Annotated in this window: 17 protein-coding genes; 8 read left to right on the top strand and 9 right to left on the bottom strand. The window is 63.9% G+C overall.

The window, feature by feature from the left end:
- Positions 1–163 precede the first annotated feature (163 nt).
- Positions 164–1,762 carry a GMC family oxidoreductase gene (locus tag IVA78_RS23955; protein ID WP_247279241.1) on the bottom strand — a complete coding sequence of 533 codons (1,599 nt, stop codon included), beginning with the start codon at positions 1,760–1,762 and terminating at the stop codon, positions 164–166.
- 198 nt (positions 1,763–1,960) lie between these two features.
- Between IVA78_RS23955 and IVA78_RS23950 the strand changes: the two genes are divergently transcribed.
- Positions 1,961–2,749, top strand: a complete 789-nt coding sequence (locus IVA78_RS23950; RefSeq protein ID WP_247279240.1) for a thermonuclease family protein — start codon at positions 1,961–1,963, stop codon at positions 2,747–2,749.
- A 218-nt stretch (positions 2,750–2,967) separates the two neighbouring features.
- Here IVA78_RS23950 and cyoD read toward each other — a convergent pair whose 3' ends face one another.
- The 4 genes from cyoD to IVA78_RS23930 are packed head-to-tail and all read right to left on the bottom strand — an operon-like array spanning position 2,968 to position 6,818.
- Positions 2,968–3,357, bottom strand: coding sequence for a cytochrome o ubiquinol oxidase subunit IV (cyoD, locus tag IVA78_RS23945; RefSeq protein ID WP_247279239.1), 390 nt, complete (start codon positions 3,355–3,357; stop codon positions 2,968–2,970).
- Positions 3,354–3,995, bottom strand: coding sequence for a cytochrome (ubi)quinol oxidase subunit III (locus IVA78_RS23940; protein ID WP_247279238.1), 642 nt, complete (start codon positions 3,993–3,995; stop codon positions 3,354–3,356). Before IVA78_RS23940 ends, cyoD begins: the two co-directional genes overlap by 4 nt.
- Complete coding sequence (gene cyoB, locus IVA78_RS23935) at positions 3,995–5,995, bottom strand: cytochrome o ubiquinol oxidase subunit I (RefSeq protein WP_247279237.1); 2,001 nt, start codon at positions 5,993–5,995, stop codon at positions 3,995–3,997. The genes IVA78_RS23940 and cyoB overlap by 1 nt, the downstream gene beginning before the upstream one ends.
- Positions 5,985–6,818, bottom strand: a complete 834-nt coding sequence (locus tag IVA78_RS23930) for a cytochrome ubiquinol oxidase subunit II (protein ID WP_247279236.1) — start codon at positions 6,816–6,818, stop codon at positions 5,985–5,987. The genes cyoB and IVA78_RS23930 overlap by 11 nt, the downstream gene beginning before the upstream one ends.
- A gap of 255 nt (positions 6,819–7,073) precedes the next feature.
- Here IVA78_RS23930 and IVA78_RS23925 point away from each other — a divergent pair, with 255 nt between their 5' ends.
- Positions 7,074–7,874, top strand: a complete 801-nt coding sequence (locus tag IVA78_RS23925) for an SDR family NAD(P)-dependent oxidoreductase (RefSeq protein ID WP_247279235.1) — start codon at positions 7,074–7,076, stop codon at positions 7,872–7,874.
- Between the two features lie 173 nt (positions 7,875–8,047).
- Here the strand turns inward: IVA78_RS23925 and IVA78_RS23920 are convergent, their stop codons facing one another.
- Positions 8,048–9,385, bottom strand: coding sequence for a sorbosone dehydrogenase family protein (locus IVA78_RS23920; RefSeq protein WP_247468259.1), 1,338 nt, complete (start codon positions 9,383–9,385; stop codon positions 8,048–8,050).
- A gap of 228 nt (positions 9,386–9,613) precedes the next feature.
- Between IVA78_RS23920 and IVA78_RS23915 the strand changes: the two genes are divergently transcribed.
- Together IVA78_RS23915 and IVA78_RS23910 are read left to right on the top strand one after the other, a co-directional pair.
- Entirely contained in the window at positions 9,614–10,816 is a 1,203-nt protein-coding gene (locus IVA78_RS23915; protein WP_247279332.1) for a urate hydroxylase PuuD, read from the top strand.
- A 143-nt stretch (positions 10,817–10,959) separates the two neighbouring features.
- Complete coding sequence (locus tag IVA78_RS23910; RefSeq protein WP_247449686.1) at positions 10,960–11,835, top strand: VOC family protein; 876 nt, start codon at positions 10,960–10,962, stop codon at positions 11,833–11,835.
- 287 nt (positions 11,836–12,122) lie between these two features.
- Here the strand turns inward: IVA78_RS23910 and IVA78_RS23905 are convergent, their stop codons facing one another.
- Complete coding sequence (locus IVA78_RS23905) at positions 12,123–13,157, bottom strand: L,D-transpeptidase family protein (RefSeq protein ID WP_247279232.1); 1,035 nt, start codon at positions 13,155–13,157, stop codon at positions 12,123–12,125.
- A 182-nt stretch (positions 13,158–13,339) separates the two neighbouring features.
- Here IVA78_RS23905 and IVA78_RS23900 point away from each other — a divergent pair, with 182 nt between their 5' ends.
- The gene (locus IVA78_RS23900; RefSeq protein WP_247279231.1) at positions 13,340–14,302 is read left to right on the top strand and encodes a lytic transglycosylase domain-containing protein; all 963 of its coding nucleotides are present in this window, start codon (positions 13,340–13,342) and stop codon (positions 14,300–14,302) included.
- Positions 14,303–14,352: 50 nt separating this feature from the next.
- Here the strand turns inward: IVA78_RS23900 and IVA78_RS23895 are convergent, their stop codons facing one another.
- Positions 14,353–15,474, bottom strand: a complete 1,122-nt coding sequence (locus IVA78_RS23895; protein ID WP_247279230.1) for a DUF1236 domain-containing protein — start codon at positions 15,472–15,474, stop codon at positions 14,353–14,355.
- Positions 15,475–15,578: 104 nt separating this feature from the next.
- Between IVA78_RS23895 and IVA78_RS23890 the strand changes: the two genes are divergently transcribed.
- A complete protein-coding gene (locus IVA78_RS23890) occupies positions 15,579–16,040 on the top strand; it encodes an NUDIX domain-containing protein (protein ID WP_247279229.1) in 462 nt (153 codons plus the stop codon).
- 177 nt (positions 16,041–16,217) lie between these two features.
- On the opposite strand, the gene IVA78_RS23885 is transcribed toward IVA78_RS23890, so the two are convergent.
- On the bottom strand, positions 16,218–16,928 hold the full coding sequence (locus tag IVA78_RS23885; protein ID WP_247468257.1) for a tripartite tricarboxylate transporter substrate-binding protein: 711 nt from the start codon (positions 16,926–16,928) through the stop codon (positions 16,218–16,220).
- Between the two features lie 72 nt (positions 16,929–17,000).
- On the opposite strand from IVA78_RS23885, the gene IVA78_RS23880 reads away from it, so the two are divergent.
- Positions 17,001–17,648 carry a hypothetical protein gene (locus tag IVA78_RS23880; RefSeq protein ID WP_247279226.1) on the top strand — a complete coding sequence of 216 codons (648 nt, stop codon included), beginning with the start codon at positions 17,001–17,003 and terminating at the stop codon, positions 17,646–17,648.
- A complete protein-coding gene (locus IVA78_RS34475) occupies positions 17,645–17,914 on the top strand; it encodes an HGGxSTG domain-containing protein (protein ID WP_346015617.1) in 270 nt (89 codons plus the stop codon). Before IVA78_RS23880 ends, IVA78_RS34475 begins: the two co-directional genes overlap by 4 nt.
- Positions 17,915–18,058 lie beyond the last annotated feature (144 nt).

The following is an 18,058-nucleotide window of genomic DNA, read 5'->3' as shown; positions in this document are numbered from 1 at the left end:
GGGCCCCTTGCGGGGGAGGGTTGGGGAGAGGGTATCTCCGCAGAGAGACTCCTCGAGAGGGGAGAGCCCTCGCCCGCCGCGCTCTTCGAGCGCGGCGATCTCTCCCGCAAGCGGGAGAGGTGCAGCGAATTCGTGGCGGGTTCAGTGCATCCATCACGGGCCCTCAATCGAACAAATTGGCGAGGCGCTGCTTCATCTGATCGGCGATATAAAGCGCGAGGGCCTGGATGGTGGAGGTCGGGTTTACCCCGCCCGAAGTGACGAAGATGCTGCCGTCGACGATGAACAGGTTCTTGACGTCGTGGGTGCGGCCCCATTCGTTGACGACCGAGCGTTCGGGGTCGGTGCCCATCCGCGCGGTGCCGAGCAGGTGCCAGCCGCCCCACGGGATCGGCGAATTGATGCAGATGTCGGTCGCGCCCGCCGTTTCGAGAACCTCGCGGCCGCGGGCGAGCGCATGCTCCATCATCTTCCGGCTGTTCTCGCTGATCGTATAATCGATCTTCGGTGCGGGAATGCCGTGGCTGTCCTTCAGCACCGGATCGAGCGTGACGCGATTATGCTCTTCGGGCAGGTCCTCGCAGATCGCGGAGAAACCCAGCCGATGACCATTGAGCTTACGGAAGACGCGGTGATGGTCGGCGCCCCAGGGCAAAATGCCCTTCTGCTCGCTGACGACGGCCTCGAACACCGGTCCTGCCCCGCGTACGAACTGCACGCCGTAGCCGCGCACGAAGCCGCGCGACAGGTCCGTGTCATACCACTGCTTGCTCCACAGGCAGGTCGGCGGCGCGCGGTTGCTGTCCGTCGGCTCCTTCACATAGCCGTAGATCTGCGCATAGGGGTGAAACATCAGGTTCTTGCCGACGAGCCCGGACGAATTGGCAAGTCCATTCGGAAAACGCCCCGAGGCCGAGTTCAGCAGCAATCGCGGCGTACCGACGCCGTTGCAGGCGATGATGACGACGTGGGCGGGCTGAAATTGCTCGATGCCGTCCTTGTCGTAATAGACCACGCCCGAGGCCATGCCGGTCTCGTCGGTGGTGATCTCACGCACGCGGCAATGGGTGCGCAGCTCGACGCCGGCACGGATCGCATGCGGCCAATAGGTGATGTCGGTGGAAGACTTTGCGCCTTGCGCGCAGGCCGGCGTGCAATGGCCGAGATTGATGCAGCGCGCCCGGCCCTCATAGTCCATTGTCGCGACCGTCGTGTCAGACGGCCACCAGTGCCAGCCGAGCTTGTTCATGGCCTTGCCGATGATGGCGCCGGACAATCCCAGCGGCTGTTGCGGCATCGGCGGATGCGTCAGCGGCGAAAGCGGATCGCCTGACAGGCCGGAGGTCCCCATCATCCGGTCGTTCTCCTCGAAGAACGGGGTCAGCGCATCGTAGTCGATCGGCCAGTCGTCGGCGACGCCATCGAGCGTCTTCACCTTGAAATCGGAGGGATGCAGCCGCGGCCAGTGCGCGGTGTACATGACCGTCGAGCCGCCTACTGCATTGTAGTTGACGACCTTGATCGGCGAATTGTCGTCGTTGATCGGATAGTCCTCGGGCCGCCCGCGGACGTTGGGGCTCGACGACCATTCGCCGTAGAACTTGGCTTCCCAGTCCCGCCCGGTGCTGGGATATTCCGCCGGATTCATCCAGCCGCCCTGCTCCAGGCAGAGAATGTGCATCTTGGTCTCGGCCAGCGACCACGCCACCGCCGCGCCGGAAGCGCCGGCGCCGATGATCAGGACGTCCACGGGGTCTTTCATTGCAACCTTTTCCTCCCCTCGCCGCTTTCCGGGCGATTCGGCCCTGCGGTCCGCGAGGCCGGCGAACGATAGGATCAGAGCAACGGCTGAGTAAAGCCGCGAGGCCGGAATGTCGCACTTCGCAGGGCGCAGACCATTGGTCTCGCCACATCCGGATGCTAGGAACAGGGCCGCACGAGCCATCGATAGCGAGATCGTATGTCCTTCCGAAATTTCTTTGCCCCCGCCCGCGCTTTTGCGCTCGCTTCATTTTTCGCCTTGTCCGGACTTCTGGTCTCGCCCGGACCAGCCTCCGCGCTGACTGCCGCCGCGACAGCCCGCGACGGCAACTCCATCCAGGTCGGCGACGTCACCTATCGGCTCGACGGCGTTGATGCGCCCGAGCTTGATCAGGTCTGCATCGACGAGCACGCCGATTCCTGGAGCTGCGGCATCGAGGCCCGCGACCAGCTGACGAAACTGATCGGAAAACGGACGGTGCGCTGCGACGACGTCGGACCGGAAAAGAGTTTTGGCAAGCGGCACCGCGCCATCTGCACGGCCGAGGGCGACAAGGCCAGCTTGAACGAGCAGTTGATCAAGCTCGGCTTTGCCCTCGCGCGCGAGCCGATCAAGGCCAACGTCAAACCGGCGGCCACCGAGGCCAAGACGGCGGCCGCTGGGATCTGGAAGGGCTGCTTTGTTGCACCGCAAGATTTCCGCGCCGGCAAGAGGGATGGCGCGCTTCTCGGCGCCGCGTGCCGCCCAGACCGGGACAAGGAAATCCGCGCCGTGCTGTTCCCGGAGGAGCTGACGATGCCGCCGAGTTGCAGCATCAAGGGCAAGCTCGCGGTGCGCGCACGCGTCACCGGCAATATCGGCATCTATCATTTGCGGGGCTGTCCGAGCTATCCGGCGACGACTAAGCCCGACCGCTGGTTCTGCTCGGAGGACGACGCCCAGGCCGCCGGCTTCCGCAAGGCCTATAATTGCCGTCGGCCGAAGTGAACAATTCCTTCACACATCCGTGAGTAGTAGTCCAAGACCGTATTGATCCGGAATTGAAGTCTATCGGGAGTTGCGTCATTTGTATGCGTACGCAAGCGCCTTGCGCGAGCGTTTCCTTTGGCAGCAATCCGGCTTCGGTCCGATTGCCTTGCTCGGGCGTTTCCTCCCTAGACTTGGGCCGCTTGCCATCCAAGCGGCTCTTTCTTTTTGGGCGGGTCCTAACTCCGCATCTGCATGATGTGGTCCATCGGTGGCATGTTGGCGTTCAGATGCGCCATGATCCAGACCGTTCCTCCGACCACCAGGAAGACGACCAGAAGCCCGAAGGCGAGCGCCAGCACGTTGTTGGTGTTGTCCGGACCTGTGGTGATGTGCAGGAAGAACACGAGATGCACGCCCATCTGTGCGATCGCGAGCACGATCAGCGCAACAGGAATCGACGGCTGCCAGACCAGATCCGTACCGGCGATGAAGAACGACGTCGCCGTGAGCAGCAGGGCCAAGACAAGACCGACGACGTAACCGAGGATGCGGGTGCCGACACTGTGTTGCTCTTCCTCGCCGGGCGCGAGGTCGTGTTTCACCAACCCATGGGTCTGATCACTCATGGCGCGCTCCCGAGCAGGTAGACCACGGAAAACACCGCGACCCAGATGATGTCGAGCGCGTGCCAGAACAGCGCAAAGCACATCATCCGCCGCAATATGTCGGCGCGAAAGCCTTTGGCGAACACCTGGGCCATCATGGTGAGCAGCCACAGCACTCCGGCCGAGACGTGCAGGCCATGACACCCGACCAGCGAGAAGAACGCGGTCAGGAACGCGCTGCGCGATGGGCCATAGCCACGGGCGACGAGGTCGGCGAATTCGCGGAACTCGATGGCGAGGAATATGAGGCCGAGCACACAGGTCACGGCCATGCCAAGGTAGAACCAGAACCGGTTGCGCACGTCGGCGGCAATGCTGGCCATGCCGCAGGTGAAGCTCGACAGCAACAGGCAGACCGTTTCGATCGCGACGTTCTTCGGCTCGAAGATCTCCGAGCCCTTCGGGCCGCCGGCGGTCTGGCCGGCCAGCACCGCATAGGCCGCAAAGAAGCAGGAGAACATCACGATGTCGGAGAGCAGGAAGATCCAGAAGCCGTAGGCGGTCACGATCCGCTTCGGCGCGGGTCCGGGATGCTCGATGATGAGCCCGATGTGATGGGGATCGGCGTGGGCGCGGCCGGCCGTGGCGGTCATCGACATCAGACTGCCCCCGCCATGCTGACGAGGCTGCGCCGCTCCTCGAGATTGGTGCGGTCGATGCGGGCGACCTCATCGGCCGGGATGACGTATTCGTCATGGTCGCGCCAGGCGAACACGACGAAGGTCGCGAAGGCACCCAGGCCGCCCAGGATCACCATCCACCAGATGTGCCAGATCAGCGCAAAGCCCATGATGGTGGCGAAGAACGCGCAGACGAAGCCGGTGGGAGAATTCCGGGGCATCTCGATGTCCTGATATTCCGGCTCTTCGTGCTCGAGCAGTTGCTGCTTGGCATGCGCCTTCATCTCCCAATAGGCGTCCTCGCCGCGCACGTCGGGATGGAAGGCGAAATTGAACACCGGCGGCGGCGACGAGGTCGCCCATTCCAGCGAGCGGCCGTCCCAGGGATCGCCGGTGCGGTCACGCAAGGCCTCGCGGTTGCGGATGCTGACCACGATCTGCACGATCTGGCAGATCACGCCGATCGTCAGCACCGCCATGCCCACCGCCGCCACCAGCATCCAGGGCCGCCAGGCCGCGACATCGTAATGCTGCATGCGCCGCGTCATGCCGAGCATGCCGGCGACATAGAGCGGCATGAAGGTGATGAAGAAGCCGAGGAAGGTGAACCAGAACGCAGCCTTGCCCCAGCGTTCGTCGAGGCGGAAGCCGAACGCCTTCGGAAACCAATATTCGAAGCCGGCGAAGGCGCCGAATAGCACGCCGCCGATAATGACATTGTGGAAGTGCGCCACCAGGAACATGCTGTTGTGAAGCATGAAGTCGGCCGGCGGCACCGCGAGCAGGACGCCCGTCAATCCGCCGACGATGAACGTCACCATGAAGCCGACCGCCCACAGCATCGGCGTCGCAAAACGGATGCGGCCGCCATACATCGTGAACAGCCAATTGTAGATCTTCACCCCCGTCGGCACCGCGATGATCATGCTAGCGATGCCGAAGATGGCGTTGACGTCGGGGCCGGCACCCATCGTGAAGAAATGATGCAACCACACCATGAAGGAGATGACGCAGATCGCCATGGTGGCGAGCACCATCGAGCGATAGCCGAACAGCGCCTTGCCGGAGAAGGTCGAAACCACCTCGGAGAAGATGCCGAAGGCCGGCAGCACCAGGATGTAGACCTCGGGATGCCCCCAAGCCCAGATCAGGTTCATGAACATCATGACGTTGCCGCCGGCCTCGTTGGTGAAGAAGTGGAAGCCGAGGTAACGGTCGAGCAAGAGCATCGCCAGCGTGGCGGTGAGGATCGGGAACGCGGCGACGATGAGGAGGTTCGAGGCCAGCGTGGTCCAGCAGAACATCGGCATGCGCAGATAGTTCATGCCCTTGGTGCGCAGCTTCAGCACGGTGGTGACGAGATTGATGCCGGCGACCAGCGTGCCGACGCCGGAGATCTGGAGTGACCAGGCGTAGTAATCGACGCCGACCCCGGGCGAGTAGGACAGTTCCGACAGCGGCGGAAAGGCGAGCCAACCGGTGCGCGCGAATTCGCCGACCACGAGCGAGATATTGACCAGCAGTGCGCCGGTCGCGGTCAGCCAGAACCCGACCGAATTGAGCGTCGGGAACGCGACATCGCGCACGCCGAGTTGGAGCGGCACGATCAGGTTCATCAGCCCGATCACGAACGGCATTGCCACGAAGAAGATCATGATGGTGCCGTGCGCGGAAAAAATCTGGTTGTAGTGCTCGGGCGGGAGATAGCCTTGCGATTGGTAGGCGACCGCCTGCTGGATTCGCATCATGATGGCGTCGCTGCCGCCGCGCAGCAGCATCACCGAGGCCAGCAGCACATACATGACGCCAATGCGCTTGTGGTCGACGCTGGTGATCCATTCGCTCCAGAGATAGGGCAGATGCCCCCTCACCACGACCCAGGCCAGCACGCCCAGGATGGCGACCAGCACCACCGCGCCGGCGACGAGCGGAATCGGCTGATCGAACGGAATGGCGGACCAATCGAGCTTACCGAGCATCGTGGCCTCCACTGTGCGACCGGCCGGCTTCGGATGCCAGCTCCGGCCCAGGACCCGGCGGAATGTGCTGGGTTGCGATCAGATCGAACAGGCGCGGATCCTCGAGCCGATAAGTCGGCCGGCTCTTCTCGATTCCCTGCTGCATCAGGGTCCTGTAGCTGTCCTCATTCAGCACGGCATCGGTCTTCGCCGTGCCCGCCACCCAATCCGGAAACGCGAGCGGCGAGATCACGTTGACGTCGAACATCATGTCGGGGAAGCCGTCGCCGGAGAAATGCGCCGACAGGCCCTGGAGCCTGCCCTCGTGGTCGGCGCGCAGGTTCAGCTTCGTCACCATGCCGTTCATGGTGTAGATCATGCTGCCGAGCTGCGGGATAAAGAACGTGTTCATCACGCTCGACGACGTCAGCTGGAAGTTCAGCTCGGCGCCGGCTGGTACCGTTAGCGTGTTGACGGTGGCGATGCGCTGATCCGGATAGATGAATAGCCATTTCCAGTCGAGCGAGACGGCCTGGATGCGCACCGGGCTGCCGGTGCCCGGCACGGGTGCCGCGGGATCGAGCTGATGCGAGCCGATCCAGGCGACGCCGCCGAGCAGGATGACAGTGAGCGCAGGGATCGCCCACACCACCATCTCGACGCGCCCGGAATAGACGAAGTCGGGCTGGTAGCGCGCTTTCGGATTGGACGCGCGAAACCAGAACGCGAAGCCGAGTATCGCAACGATGGTCGGCACCACGATCACGAGCATGATGAAGACGGAATCGATCAGGATGGTGCTGTTGGCCGCAGCCACAGGCCCTTGCGGATCGAGCAGATTCATCGGCAAGCCACTGGCGGTTGGGAAGCCCCGGGACAGAGCCTAGCGCGGGAAAGGCTCCGCAACAAACGCTGCGACCTCAGAACGGTTCCTGAACCGCTGGGGTCAGCCATGCGCGGTCGGCCGGCCGCAACATGCAATCGCATGTGATGTCAATGACATGAAAGCGGGAGCGGCGCCCTTCTCTCCGGTCGAGGCGATTGCTAATCTGCACGAAAATATTGGATCAACAGGATCCGGGCCCGGGAGTAAACCGAGATGCGCTTGAAGGACAAGGTTGCGATCGTCGTCGGCGCGGGGCAGAGCCCGGGCGAGGGCATGGGCAACGGCCGCGCCACTGCGCTCACGTTCGCGCGGGAGGGTGCCAAGGTCTTGTGCGTCGATCATCATCTGGACTCGGCGCAGGAGACGGTCGCGATGATCACGGCGAAGCAGGGCACAGCCGCAGCCTTCAAGGCCGACGTGACCAAAGCCGCCGACATCAAGGCGATGGTCGCGGACGCGCAATCGCGCTGGGGCCGGATTGACGTGCTGCACAACAATGTCGGCGTCAGCCTCGCCGGCGGCGATGCAGAATTGCTGCAACTGACCGAAGAAGCGTTCGACCGCGTCGTCGCCATCAATCTGAAGAGCTGCATTCTCGCCGCGAAAGAGGTGATCCCGATCATGCGCACGCAGAGAGGCGGCGCCATCATCAACATCTCCTCGATGGCGGCGATCACGACCTACCCTTACGTCGCCTACAAGGCGACGAAATCGGCGATGATCGCCTTCACCGAACAGCTCGCCTACCAGAATGCCGAATACGGCATCCGCGCCAATGTCATTTTGCCCGGCCTGATGAACACGCCGATGGCCGTCGATACCCGCGCCCGCGAATGGCACAAGACCCGCGCCGAAGTCGAAGCCGAACGCGACAGCAAGGTGCCGCTGCGCAGGAAGATGGGCACCGGATGGGACGTCGCGAATGCCGCGCTGTTCCTGGCTTCAGATGAAGCGAGCTTCATCACCGGCGTGACGCTGCCGGTGGATGGCGGTGCGAGCGTGAGACGGGGGTAGGGTTCTCTTTCTCCTTCTCCCCTTGTGGGAGAAGGTGGCGCGAAGCGCCGGATGAGGGGTTCTCTCCAATCGCCCAACCGTTCGTGAGGATGGAGACCCCTCACCCGTCACGCCGCTTCGCGGCGAGCCACCCTCTCCCACAAGGGAAGAGGGGGCAGCGTCACGCGGCGCGCTCAGCGCGAATACGTCACCCGCCAGATCGTGCCGTTGCCATCCTCCGACACCAGCAGCGATCCGTCCTTCGCCACGGCAACGCCAACCGGCCGTCCCCACACTTCAGTGTCGCTCACGACGAACCCCGTGACGAAATCCTCGTACTCGCCCGTCGGCTTGCCGTCCTTCATGCGGATGCGGATCACCTTGTAGCCGGTGCGCTTCGATCTGTTCCAGGAGCCGTGCTCGGCGGCGAAGGCGTCGCCCTGGTACTCGGGCGGAAACTGCGTGCCCTGATAGAAGGTCATGCCGAGCGAGGCCGAATGCGGCTGGATCAGCACGTCGGGGACGGTCACCTTGTCCTTGAGGTCCGGCCGCGCGCCGGCGTGGCGCGGGTCTTCATTGTTGCCGATATAGAACCAGGGCCAGCCGTAGAAGCCGCCCTCCTTCACGCTGGTCACGTAATCGGGCACGAGATCGTCGCCGAGGCCGTCGCGCTCGTTGGTCGAGCACCAGGGCAGGCCAGTCTGCGGCTGGATCGCAAGACCAACGCAATTGCGGAGGCCCGTGGCGTAGATCTTCCGCTCCTTGCCATCGGGATTGAAGGCCAGCACGGCGGCGCGCTCCGTCTCGCTGGCCCAGGCAGCGCCAAGCGGTTGCGCTTTCGACCACGCCTCCAATCCACCCGGCGGCGTGCCCATGCCCTCGGCGACGTTGCTGAGTGAGCCAACCGACACCAGCATGCGTTTGTTGTCGGGCGTGAACACGATGTCTCGGGTGGAATGTCCGCCGTCATGCGGCAGGCTTGCCACGATCGTTTCCGCCTTGCCGCGTGCCTTGAGATCGCCGGCCTGGTAGGGAAAGCGAACGACGCTGTCGGTGTTGGCGACATAGACCCATTGCGGGTTGTCACCGTCCGGAAAGAAGGCGATGCCGAACGGCTGCCTCAGGCCGCCGGCAAACACCTCGTTGGTCGCGGCCTTGCCGCCATCGCCCGCGCGCAGCACGCGGATGGTGCCGGCCCGTGTCTCCGCGACAAAGACATCCCCATTCGGCGCGACCCGCACGATGCGCGGCGCGCGCAGGCCTTCGGCGAACAGCTCGATCTTGAATCCGGCCGGGACCCGGAGCGCGGCCTCCGGTGGGCGCGGCACCACACGCGACGAGCTCGCAACGGAGCGCGTCGCGCCGGGCCTGACCAGATCCTGTGGCCGGATCAACCTGACCGTGCCGGGCTTGTCGGCCCGCCAATCGCCGTAGGCATCCTTGCCCTGCAGCACCGGCTCACCTTGTGCGCTGGTGGCAGCCGCGACCAGCAATCCCGCGAACATCGCAACGGACCATATTCTGTCTTTCACGTCTTTCTCCCGGCCTGCGCGTCTCAACGTCAACATGCGACGATCCGCAAACGTTCTGCGGCAGGTCATGCGCCTGCCGAATCCGACATCAGTTCATGCCCGCACGATGGGCATCAGCCGCGGCCCATCGTACTGGAAAATGCGGCTGATCGGTGCGACACATTGGTGGGGCGCGATTGCCGGTTGTTCAAAGCTGCGGCATTGGTGTCGCGACTGATCGGGGTGATCATGTGGGGATCCGTCATATCGGAATGGGCGAGCCTGCTGCTGCGCTGGCTGCACGTGGTGGCGGCGATTGCTTGGATCGGCAGTTCCTTCTACTTCATCGCCCTCGACCTCGGTCTCAGGCCCAAGAGCGACCCGCCGGGCGACCTGCCTGACGGCGTGCAGGGCGAAGCCTGGCAGGTCCATGGCGGCGGCTTCTATCGGATCATGAAATATCTGGTCGCACCGAGCCAGATGCCGGACGAGCTGACCTGGTTCAAATGGGAGGCCTACACCACCTGGCTGTCCGGCTTCGCGCTGATGGTGGTGGTGTATTATCTCGAGGCCGATTTGTTCCTGGTCGACAGATCGATCCTCGACCTTACGCCATTCCAGGCGGGCCTGTTCAGCTTCTTCAGCCTCGCGCTGGCGTGGCTGCTTTATGAGGCTGCCTGTCGCACTGGGCTTGCGCGGCGCGAGCTGCCCTTTGCCATCGGCGGCTATCTGTTCCTGGTCGCGCTGACCTACGCCTTCACGCATGTGCTGAGCGGCCGCGGCGCCTTCAACCAGATCGGCGCGATCATCGGCACCATCATGGTCGCCAACGTCTTCGCGCTGATCATCCCGAACCAGAAGAAGATCGTAGCCAGCCTGATCGCGGGACAGGCGCCTGATCCCAGGCTCGGCAAGGCCAGCAAGGAACGCTCGGTCCACAACAACTATCTGACGCTACCCGTGGTCGTGCTGATGATCAGCAACCACTATCCCCTGCTCTACGCCACGCGCTTCAACTGGATCATCGTCGCGATCATCCTGGCACTCGGCCCCGTGATCCGCCACTTCTTCAACGCGCGGCATGCGGGGCGCAAATCGCCGTGGTGGGTGTGGGGCGTGGCAGCGGTTGGCGTGATCGCGATCCTGTTCCTCTCCGCCGCCGGACCGCGCGACGTCAAGACCAGCGCCCTGCCGGCGCAGCCGACGCTCGCCAATGTCGAGGAGATCGTGATGTCCCGCTGTAGCATGTGCCACGCCGCCGAGCCGGTCTGGGCCGGTATCGTCGCCGCACCGAAAGGGATACTGCTCGACGCGCCCGAGCACATCCATCGCAACATCCGGCTGATCGGCCGCGTCGCGGCTTGGTCCAATGCGATGCCGCCGGGCAACATCACCGAGATGACCAGTGAGGAGCGCGCCATCCTCGCCGCTTACATCGAGCAGGCCCGTTGATGCCGCCGCGCATCGACAGCATTTCGCAGAATGAAATTTCCGCATGTTTCGCTGAATTGAAAATGACTTGACCGTCTATCAGGCGTAGACATGACCGGCAGCCGCCGGAGCGGCCCAATTCAGCTCGCAATCGGGAAAGAACAGTGGCCCTCAAGAACGTCATCGGTATCGACCACGCCGTGGTCATGGTGAAGGACCTCGACAAGGCCGCCGAGAACTATCGGCAGCTCGGCTTCACCGTCTCCCCGCGCGGCACCCACAGCGTCCATATGGGCACGGGCAACTACACCATCATGTTCGATCCCGACTATATGGAGCTGCTCGGCGTGCTCGCTACGACCGAGCTCAATGCCCCGGCGCGCGCTTTCCTCGACAAGCACGGCGAAGGCATCGAGCGCATCGCCTTCACCGCGGTCGATTCGGCCGCAGGTGCCGAAGAGATCCGTGCACGGGGCCTGGAGCCGATCGGCCCGACCGATTTCGAACGGCCCGTGACGCTGCCGAATGGCACGGTCTCGGCGGCAAAATTCCGCACCTTCATGTGGCCGACCGTGGAGGCGCCGGGCGGCGTCCGCATCTTCGCCTGCCAGCACAAGACCCGCGAGACGGTGTGGATTCCTGAATTGATGAAGCATGCCAATGCAGCCAGGCGGATCAAGCAGACGCTGATCGCAACGCCTGAGCCCGCGAAAGAAGCTGCGCACCTCGGCCAACTGATCGACCGCGAGCCGAAGGCAGAGGCGGACGGCGCGGTCACCGTGCCCTCCGGCGGCGATCGCGCCGACTTCGTCTACCTGACGCTGGACCAGCTCGCCAAACGCTATCCCGGTGTGCCGCTCGCGGGCCTCTCCGAGCGCGGCGGCGCGGCGCTGGTGCTCATCAGCGGCGACCTCGCGGCAACCGAGAAGGCGCTCGGTTCGGCAGCCATGCGCAGCGGGGGCGCCATCTGCGTGCCGCCGGCCAAGGCCAACGGCACCCTGCTCGCCTTCGTTGCCGGCCGATCTGAACCAATTCTTTAGCGTTCAGGGTCCAAGCGCATGTTCAAAGAGGGATCGGCGATCGCCTATGACGCGCCGGCCGAGCCGAAGAAGTGGCCGTCGGCGAAAGGGTAGAGGCAGAAGGACCGAGGCCCGCCCTATCTCGTCTACAGCGGCACGCTCGCCGACTGCGTCCGCGAGTTGAGGGGCAAGCCGATCAAGGCCACCTCGCTCTACGACATCATGACGAGGCCGCAACCGGCCTTCCAGACCGTGCTGCGGCCCGGCGACGCCGCCGAGATCGCGATGCGCAAGGATTTTCCCAAAGATCAGTTCGAGGTCCGCCCGCCGGTCGGTCTGCTCCGCTGCTTGGAGGAGGATTCCGTCGGCGCATCGAGGAAGACGACGGGTGTACCGCGCTTCACGTTCTCGCCGAGCACACGAGCGTCCCAATTGGTGAGCCTGATGCAGCCGTGAGACGCGGACTTGCTGACCCTGTCGGGCTCTGCCGTTCCATGAATGCCGTAGCCCTGCGCCGACAAGCCGATCCAGTACGAACCCACCGGATTGTTCGGCCCCGGCTTGATGTCGAACGGCCTTTTGGATTTGACACTCTTGAACTTGTACTCGGGATTGTAGTGATAGGTCGGCTGCTCGTTGGTGCCGGTTACCTTCAACGTCCCCGTTGGCGTCGGGCGGTCCGGACTGCCGATTGACGCCGGATAGAACGCGATGAGACGACCGGTCTCGTCGAACGCCTTCAGTGTTGCGTTCGTCTTGTCGATCTCGACCCGCGCAATCCGCGGAAGCTCCCGTCGCGCCGGAACATTGGCCACGACAATCGTCTCGCCGGCTTTGTCGAAGGCCTTTCTTGGATTGAGCGCCTTCAACAGCTCCTCGCTCATGTGGAATTTTTCCGCGAGCCCTTCGAGCGGACTGGTGTAGCTCAGCGCCTCCAGCGACTTCATGTCATCGAGCTTGGCCGGCAGCTTTTTGAGGAACGGCCCCTTCACATCTGCTTCGGTGATCTTGTAGTCGACGACGACAGGACCTTCGCTCGCCGTGCTCAGCCTCTCCCAGAGCTCCGGTGCTATGCCCGCGTCGGATGCGATCCCGTTCTGCTCGGCGAATGCCTTCAGCGCCTTCTGCGCGTTCTCGCCGAATTTGCCGTCGATCTGGCCGGGAGAGAATTGGGCACGATCGAGCAGGATCTGAAGCTTCAACACCGAAGCGTTGATCTTGTCGGTCGCCGGCTGCTTTTCAGGACGCGCAGCATCGTTCACCGCTGCTGCGTCAAAATTGCCCGCGAATGCCGGGCAGAGCAACCAGAGCGACATCACCGCGCCAAGCATCCATCGCACCATGATCGCTCTTCCCAGCTCGCAACAGCGATCCGCAAAGCCGCGGAGAGTTTCTCATCAGGAACACCGTAGTAGCACCGACGGAACCCATAAGACCGCAGCTTTGCCGCAATCGCGCGGTTAAGAACTCCTTATCGCCGGCGCATCGCTGGCCGCTCACCCCACAGTTCGAGGTTGCCCCAGTAATGCGATTTGTCGTCGCGGCTTGCGCCGCATTTCTAATTCTGATGTGCGATCTCGATCCGTCGGCGTCCCGGCAAACATCAACATTCGACACCACTGTTCTTCAGAACAATCATGCCTTGCCACTTGTTCCGGTGGTCGAGCTCTTCCTTGCCAGCGTGCAGGCCATCGAGCTCGCCAATGCACGCGCGGCCTATGAGGAGAAGAGCGATCCGCCACGCGCGAGCGAAACCGTCGCCGAGGGGCCCGTTTCACCGACAGACCGGTTCTGCCACGCGCTTCGTGAGGCAGCCGAAACCAGCGGCATTCCGGTGCCGTTCTTCGCGCGCCTCATCTGGCAGGAGAGCCGCTTCAAGTCCAACGAGGTTAGCCACGCCGGCGCGCAGGGCGTCGCGCAATTCATGCCCGAGACCGCCGCCGAAGTCGGGCTCGACGATCCGTTCGATCCCATGAAGGCGCTGCCGGCATCGGCAAAATTCCTGCGCAAGCTCCGTGACGATTTCGGCAATCTGGGCCTCGCAGCCGCCGCCTACAACGCAGGCCCCGGCCGCATCCAGAAGTGGCTTGCGAAGGAGAGCGAGCTGCCGCGAGAGACACGCGACTATGTCCGCATCATCACCGGGACCAGGGCCGACGACTGGACCGAGCGCGCGGAAGCGCTTGCGATTCGGATCGACCTGCCGCGCGAAGCGCCGTGCGAAGGCGTCGGCAGCCTCTCGAAAGCCAGGGATGTCGCCTGGGTTCCGGTCAACCTGACGCCTTCGGTCACGACCATCATTCGCAAGGGCGAACAGCTTGCCGCACGGCTGACCGCGAACCGCGCCCGCAAGCGGTTCGCGACCTTGCTCCGGAAGAACACTTCGGCTCACGGCAACGCGCGCAGCATGATTGCAGCACGCGCGGCCGGAAAGAGCGCGAAGACCCGCGCTATCCGTTTCGCGGCGCGCGAACGGACTTCGGGCTGATGCTCTGATTCGGAAGTCGCTCGACAGAGCGACTTCCGATCGGCGGGAGGCTAGTCGATCTCCTCGATCACGCGACGCTCGCGCGGCTCGATGACGTAGGTGCGCGTGTCACGGTGGATGTAGCGATATTCCCGCAGGTCCGGCGCATCGTGATAGACGGTGCTCGGAAATTCTTCCACCTCGACGCTCTCAGGAACGCGGTCGCCGACACGAATCTCGGTGCGTGCCGTGCTGCCGGTGGTCTGCCGTTCGCTCCGTCCTTCGGTGCGGGTCTTCACATGCTTGCGGATCGCTTCACGATCGCGATCTGAGAACTTGCTGGCGCTACGCTCGCGCGTGGTCGTCGTTGTTGCGGTGGACTGCCCCGAATATGGCAGCACCGTCACGATCTTGTAGGTCGCCGGATCGACCACGACGATCTGATCCTTCACCAGCGCGAAGCTGTAGCCGCGATATTGCGGCACGATCTCGACGACGTCAGGCGGCAATGTCGAGAGATGCACGTCGCGCGGCACCACGGTGCCGACATTCAGCGAGAAATTCACACTGGTCAGCGGCCGCACGTTCAGGCGCGAGATCGAGGTACTGATCTTGGTCTCCTGCTGCTTGTTGAGGTTGACGTCGGTCTGAGCGGCCGCCTGTGAATTGGTGCCGGACCGCTCGCCCTGCGCCTGATTGCTGGCTGGCGCATTCGGCGACTGTTGCGCCTGGTTGGCCCCAGATGCCGCGGGCGCCTGCTGAGCCTGATTGGCCGGCGGCGGATTGGACCGATCCTGCGCCTGGTTCGTGTTCGCCGGTGGCGGGTTGGCGCCCTGCTGCGTCGCAGGCTGGTTGCCGGCCGTGTTCGAGCCTGCCGCGCCGCTCTGCGGCCGCGTGGACGTGTCCGCGCTGTTGGCAGCATTTGAGGTGCCGGAACCGGAGTTCGCAGACCCGGAAGGCGGTGCGCTTGTCTGCGCATTCTGCGCCGAGCTTCCTGTCGGCGGTGATTGCTGCGGTTGCGATGTGGTCGACTGCTTGTCAGCCGCGCCCGATGGCGAGGTGGTGGACGGCGCGGTGGAATTTGATTGGGATTGCGGTGTCTGCTCGGACTTCGTGGTCGTGCTTGGCGATTGCGCAAGAGCGGCGCTCGCCAGCACCAGCCCTAAGGCGGTGGTTGCCAACAGGCGGATCATGGTTCACTCCATTTTATCAAATGAACATTGGCTACTAACTTGCGTTAAAACGCTCTGTTCCACTTTTTCCCGAGAGAAGGACAGACCGCCGCCACGGAACTGCGATGCCATCGAAGAGCGCCGGAATCATCGCCTATCGGAAGGGCCGCAGACTCGAGGTTCTCCTCGTTCATCCCGGAGGCCCGTTCTGGCGCAACAAGGATCTCGGTGCATGGTCGATCCCGAAGGGGGAGTATGCGGGCGAAGAAGATGCGGAAATCGCCGCGCGGCGGGAGTTTGCCGAGGAGCTTGGACTCGAGCTGTCCGTGCCGCTGATCGCGCTTGGAGAGGTCAGGCAGCGCGGCGGCAAGCTCGTCACCGCGTTCGCAGCCGAGTTCGACATCGACACGCGCAGCATGCGTAGCAACACGTTCGAGATTGAATGGCCGCCACGCAGCGGCAAACGGCAGACCTTCCCGGAGGTCGACCGTGCCGAATGGTTCGCGCTCGAAGAGGCGAAGGAGAGGATCAACGCAGGACAACGCCCGCTGCTTGATCGGCTGAAGCGACTGGCCAGCGGCGAATAGGCGCGCCGCTCAGACCGGCTTGTCGTCGCTTGCGGGAGAGGGTTGGGGAGAGGGTGTCTCCGCATTGGGAGTCCCCGAGAGGAAAATGCCCTCACCCGGCGCTACGCGCCGACCTTCCCGCAAGCGGAAGCGGTTAAGGGAGGCCCGCAGCGCGATCATGCGCAAACGCAAGCCTCCCTATTCCGCCTTGATGCTCGCGGCCGCCACGACGTCGGCGAGCTCCTTGGTCTCCTTCGCGATCTTGGCGGCGTACTCAGTCGGGCTGAGCACCGAGACCACGCCCTGCGAGCCGAGCTTATCCTCGACCGACGGATCCTTGGCAGCAGTGATGATCTCCCGGTGCAGCGTCTCAAGGATCGGGGCGGGTGTCGCCTTCGGCATGAAGAAGCCGACCCAGAACGAGATGTCGAAGCCGGGATAGCCGGCTTCCGCGACGGTCGGCACATCAGGCAGCGACGGCAGCCGCTCGGCTGAGGACACCGCGAGGGCGCGCAGCTTGCCGGCCTTCACCAGCGGCACCGCGGAGAGCGGATCAAACACCGCCAGCACCTCCTGAGCGAGCAGGCCGACCTCGGACGCCGAACCTCCGCGATAGGGCACATGGATCATCTTGATGCCGGCCTTCTGGCTGAGCAGCTCCATGGCGAGATGGGCGAGGTTGCCGTTGCCGCCCGAGCCGTAGGCGAGCGCGCCGGGCGCGGCCTTCGCGGCGGCGACGAGATCGGCCACCGATTTGATGTTCGCCGTCTTGGGATTCTCGGGATTGACGACGAGCACGAGCGGCGCCGAGACCACGGTGGTGAGCGGCGCGAAGTCCAGGCCGGTCCAGCCCCCGGGCACATCGAGCTGGCTGCGCGTAAGCCCTTCATCGACATCTGAAAATCGCAATCACCGCGCGCCGAGCGCGACCCGCCTTCGCGCGGCAAGCGCTCGCGCCTCTTCCGGCAAGGAACCCAGGACATGACGACATCTCTCAATTGCACCAGCACGGCACCCACCGCGGCAACAACGGATCGCAGCAGAGCCACGCCTCGCATCAAGCTCACCCGACGGCGCTTGACGATCCAACATCCCGACCCGCAAGCTGGCGAGCGGCTGCTGGCCGAGGCGCTCGGTGCCGTCGATCGCGACGCGCTGCATGGCATTCTCAAGCAATTGCTCAAGGCCAGCGTGATCAACCAAAAGCCGGACGAGGCCAATCTCGCCTTCATGATCTCGATGATGAAGAGCATCGGGCCCAGGGATTCCATCGAAACCATGCTGATGGCGCAGATGGTGTCCGTCCACGTCGCGGCGATGCGCTCCGCCTTTCGCCTCGCTCTCACCGAGAATCTTCAGCAGCAGGAAGGCATCACCCGTGCATTGACCCGGTTGGCCCGCACGTTTGCAGCCCAGACCGAGGCGCTCAGCCGCCACCGCAGCAATGGCGAGCGCGCCATCACGGTGCAGAACGTGTCGGTGCAGGACGGCGGCAGCGCTATTGTGGGCAACGTCACCCAGCATGCGAGCGTGATCGTTGCGCAGCCAGGCGCGGCCGAGGCAGAAGCGGTCCCGGCACGCGAGGGCGGACAAGGCGGACTCGGCGTGGAAAACGACGCGAGCGCATGAGCAGCGAACACGTCCGCAACACGGATGCAATGCAGTCGAGCCTGCGCTGCGGCGCACGGACGCGCAGCGGCACCGTCTGTCGTGCGCCGGCAATGCACGGCAAGGTCCGCTGCCGCATGCACGGCGGCGCACGGAGATCCGGCGCGCCGAAGGGAAATCAGAATGCGCGGAAGCATGGAATGTTCACAAAGGATAGCGCCGCCGAGCGACGGCAGGTTCAGGTCTTGCTGGATGAAGCATGGAAGCTTCTGAATGACCTAAAGTAAGTTGCGTGCGCCCGACGTGTCAGATGGTCCGTGGGAGGTCAGTCAGATGCGCTGTCGCTCCCGAGAATCGTGCCATGGGCACGCCATCGCCACGTCATGAATTCGTCGCCTTCGGCGACCTGCTCCGGAGGAACGACCGCCAGC

The sequence above is a fragment of the Bradyrhizobium sp. 137 genome (assembly GCF_023074095.1).
Taxonomy (GTDB): Bacteria; Pseudomonadota; Alphaproteobacteria; order Rhizobiales; family Xanthobacteraceae; genus Bradyrhizobium.
Note: the sequence above shows the minus strand (reverse complement) of the source record. Positions and strands in the feature narration are given on the sequence as shown.

What these genes read in the sequence shown, in the direction of transcription:
- IVA78_RS23955 (WP_247279241.1), bottom strand. Translation starts at nt 1,762, where the DNA reads ATGAAAGACCCCGTGGACGTCCTGATCATCGGCGCCGGCGCTTCCGGC.
- IVA78_RS23950 (WP_247279240.1), top strand. Translation starts at nt 1,961, where the DNA reads ATGTCCTTCCGAAATTTCTTTGCCCCCGCCCGCGCTTTTGCGCTCGCT.
- cyoD (WP_247279239.1), bottom strand. Translation starts at nt 3,357, where the DNA reads ATGAGTGATCAGACCCATGGGTTGGTGAAACACGACCTCGCGCCCGGC.
- IVA78_RS23940 (WP_247279238.1), bottom strand. Translation starts at nt 3,995, where the DNA reads ATGTCGATGACCGCCACGGCCGGCCGCGCCCACGCCGATCCCCATCAC.
- cyoB (WP_247279237.1), bottom strand. Translation starts at nt 5,995, where the DNA reads ATGCTCGGTAAGCTCGATTGGTCCGCCATTCCGTTCGATCAGCCGATT.
- IVA78_RS23930 (WP_247279236.1), bottom strand. Translation starts at nt 6,818, where the DNA reads ATGAATCTGCTCGATCCGCAAGGGCCTGTGGCTGCGGCCAACAGCACC.
- IVA78_RS23925 (WP_247279235.1), top strand. Translation starts at nt 7,074, where the DNA reads ATGCGCTTGAAGGACAAGGTTGCGATCGTCGTCGGCGCGGGGCAGAGC.
- IVA78_RS23915 (WP_247279332.1), top strand. Translation starts at nt 9,614, where the DNA reads ATGTGGGGATCCGTCATATCGGAATGGGCGAGCCTGCTGCTGCGCTGG.
- IVA78_RS23905 (WP_247279232.1), bottom strand. Translation starts at nt 13,157, where the DNA reads ATGGTGCGATGGATGCTTGGCGCGGTGATGTCGCTCTGGTTGCTCTGC.
- IVA78_RS23900 (WP_247279231.1), top strand. Translation starts at nt 13,340, where the DNA reads ATGCGATTTGTCGTCGCGGCTTGCGCCGCATTTCTAATTCTGATGTGC.
- IVA78_RS23895 (WP_247279230.1), bottom strand. Translation starts at nt 15,474, where the DNA reads ATGATCCGCCTGTTGGCAACCACCGCCTTAGGGCTGGTGCTGGCGAGC.
- IVA78_RS23890 (WP_247279229.1), top strand. Translation starts at nt 15,579, where the DNA reads ATGCCATCGAAGAGCGCCGGAATCATCGCCTATCGGAAGGGCCGCAGA.
- IVA78_RS23880 (WP_247279226.1), top strand. Translation starts at nt 17,001, where the DNA reads ATGACGACATCTCTCAATTGCACCAGCACGGCACCCACCGCGGCAACA.
- IVA78_RS34475 (WP_346015617.1), top strand. Translation starts at nt 17,645, where the DNA reads ATGAGCAGCGAACACGTCCGCAACACGGATGCAATGCAGTCGAGCCTG.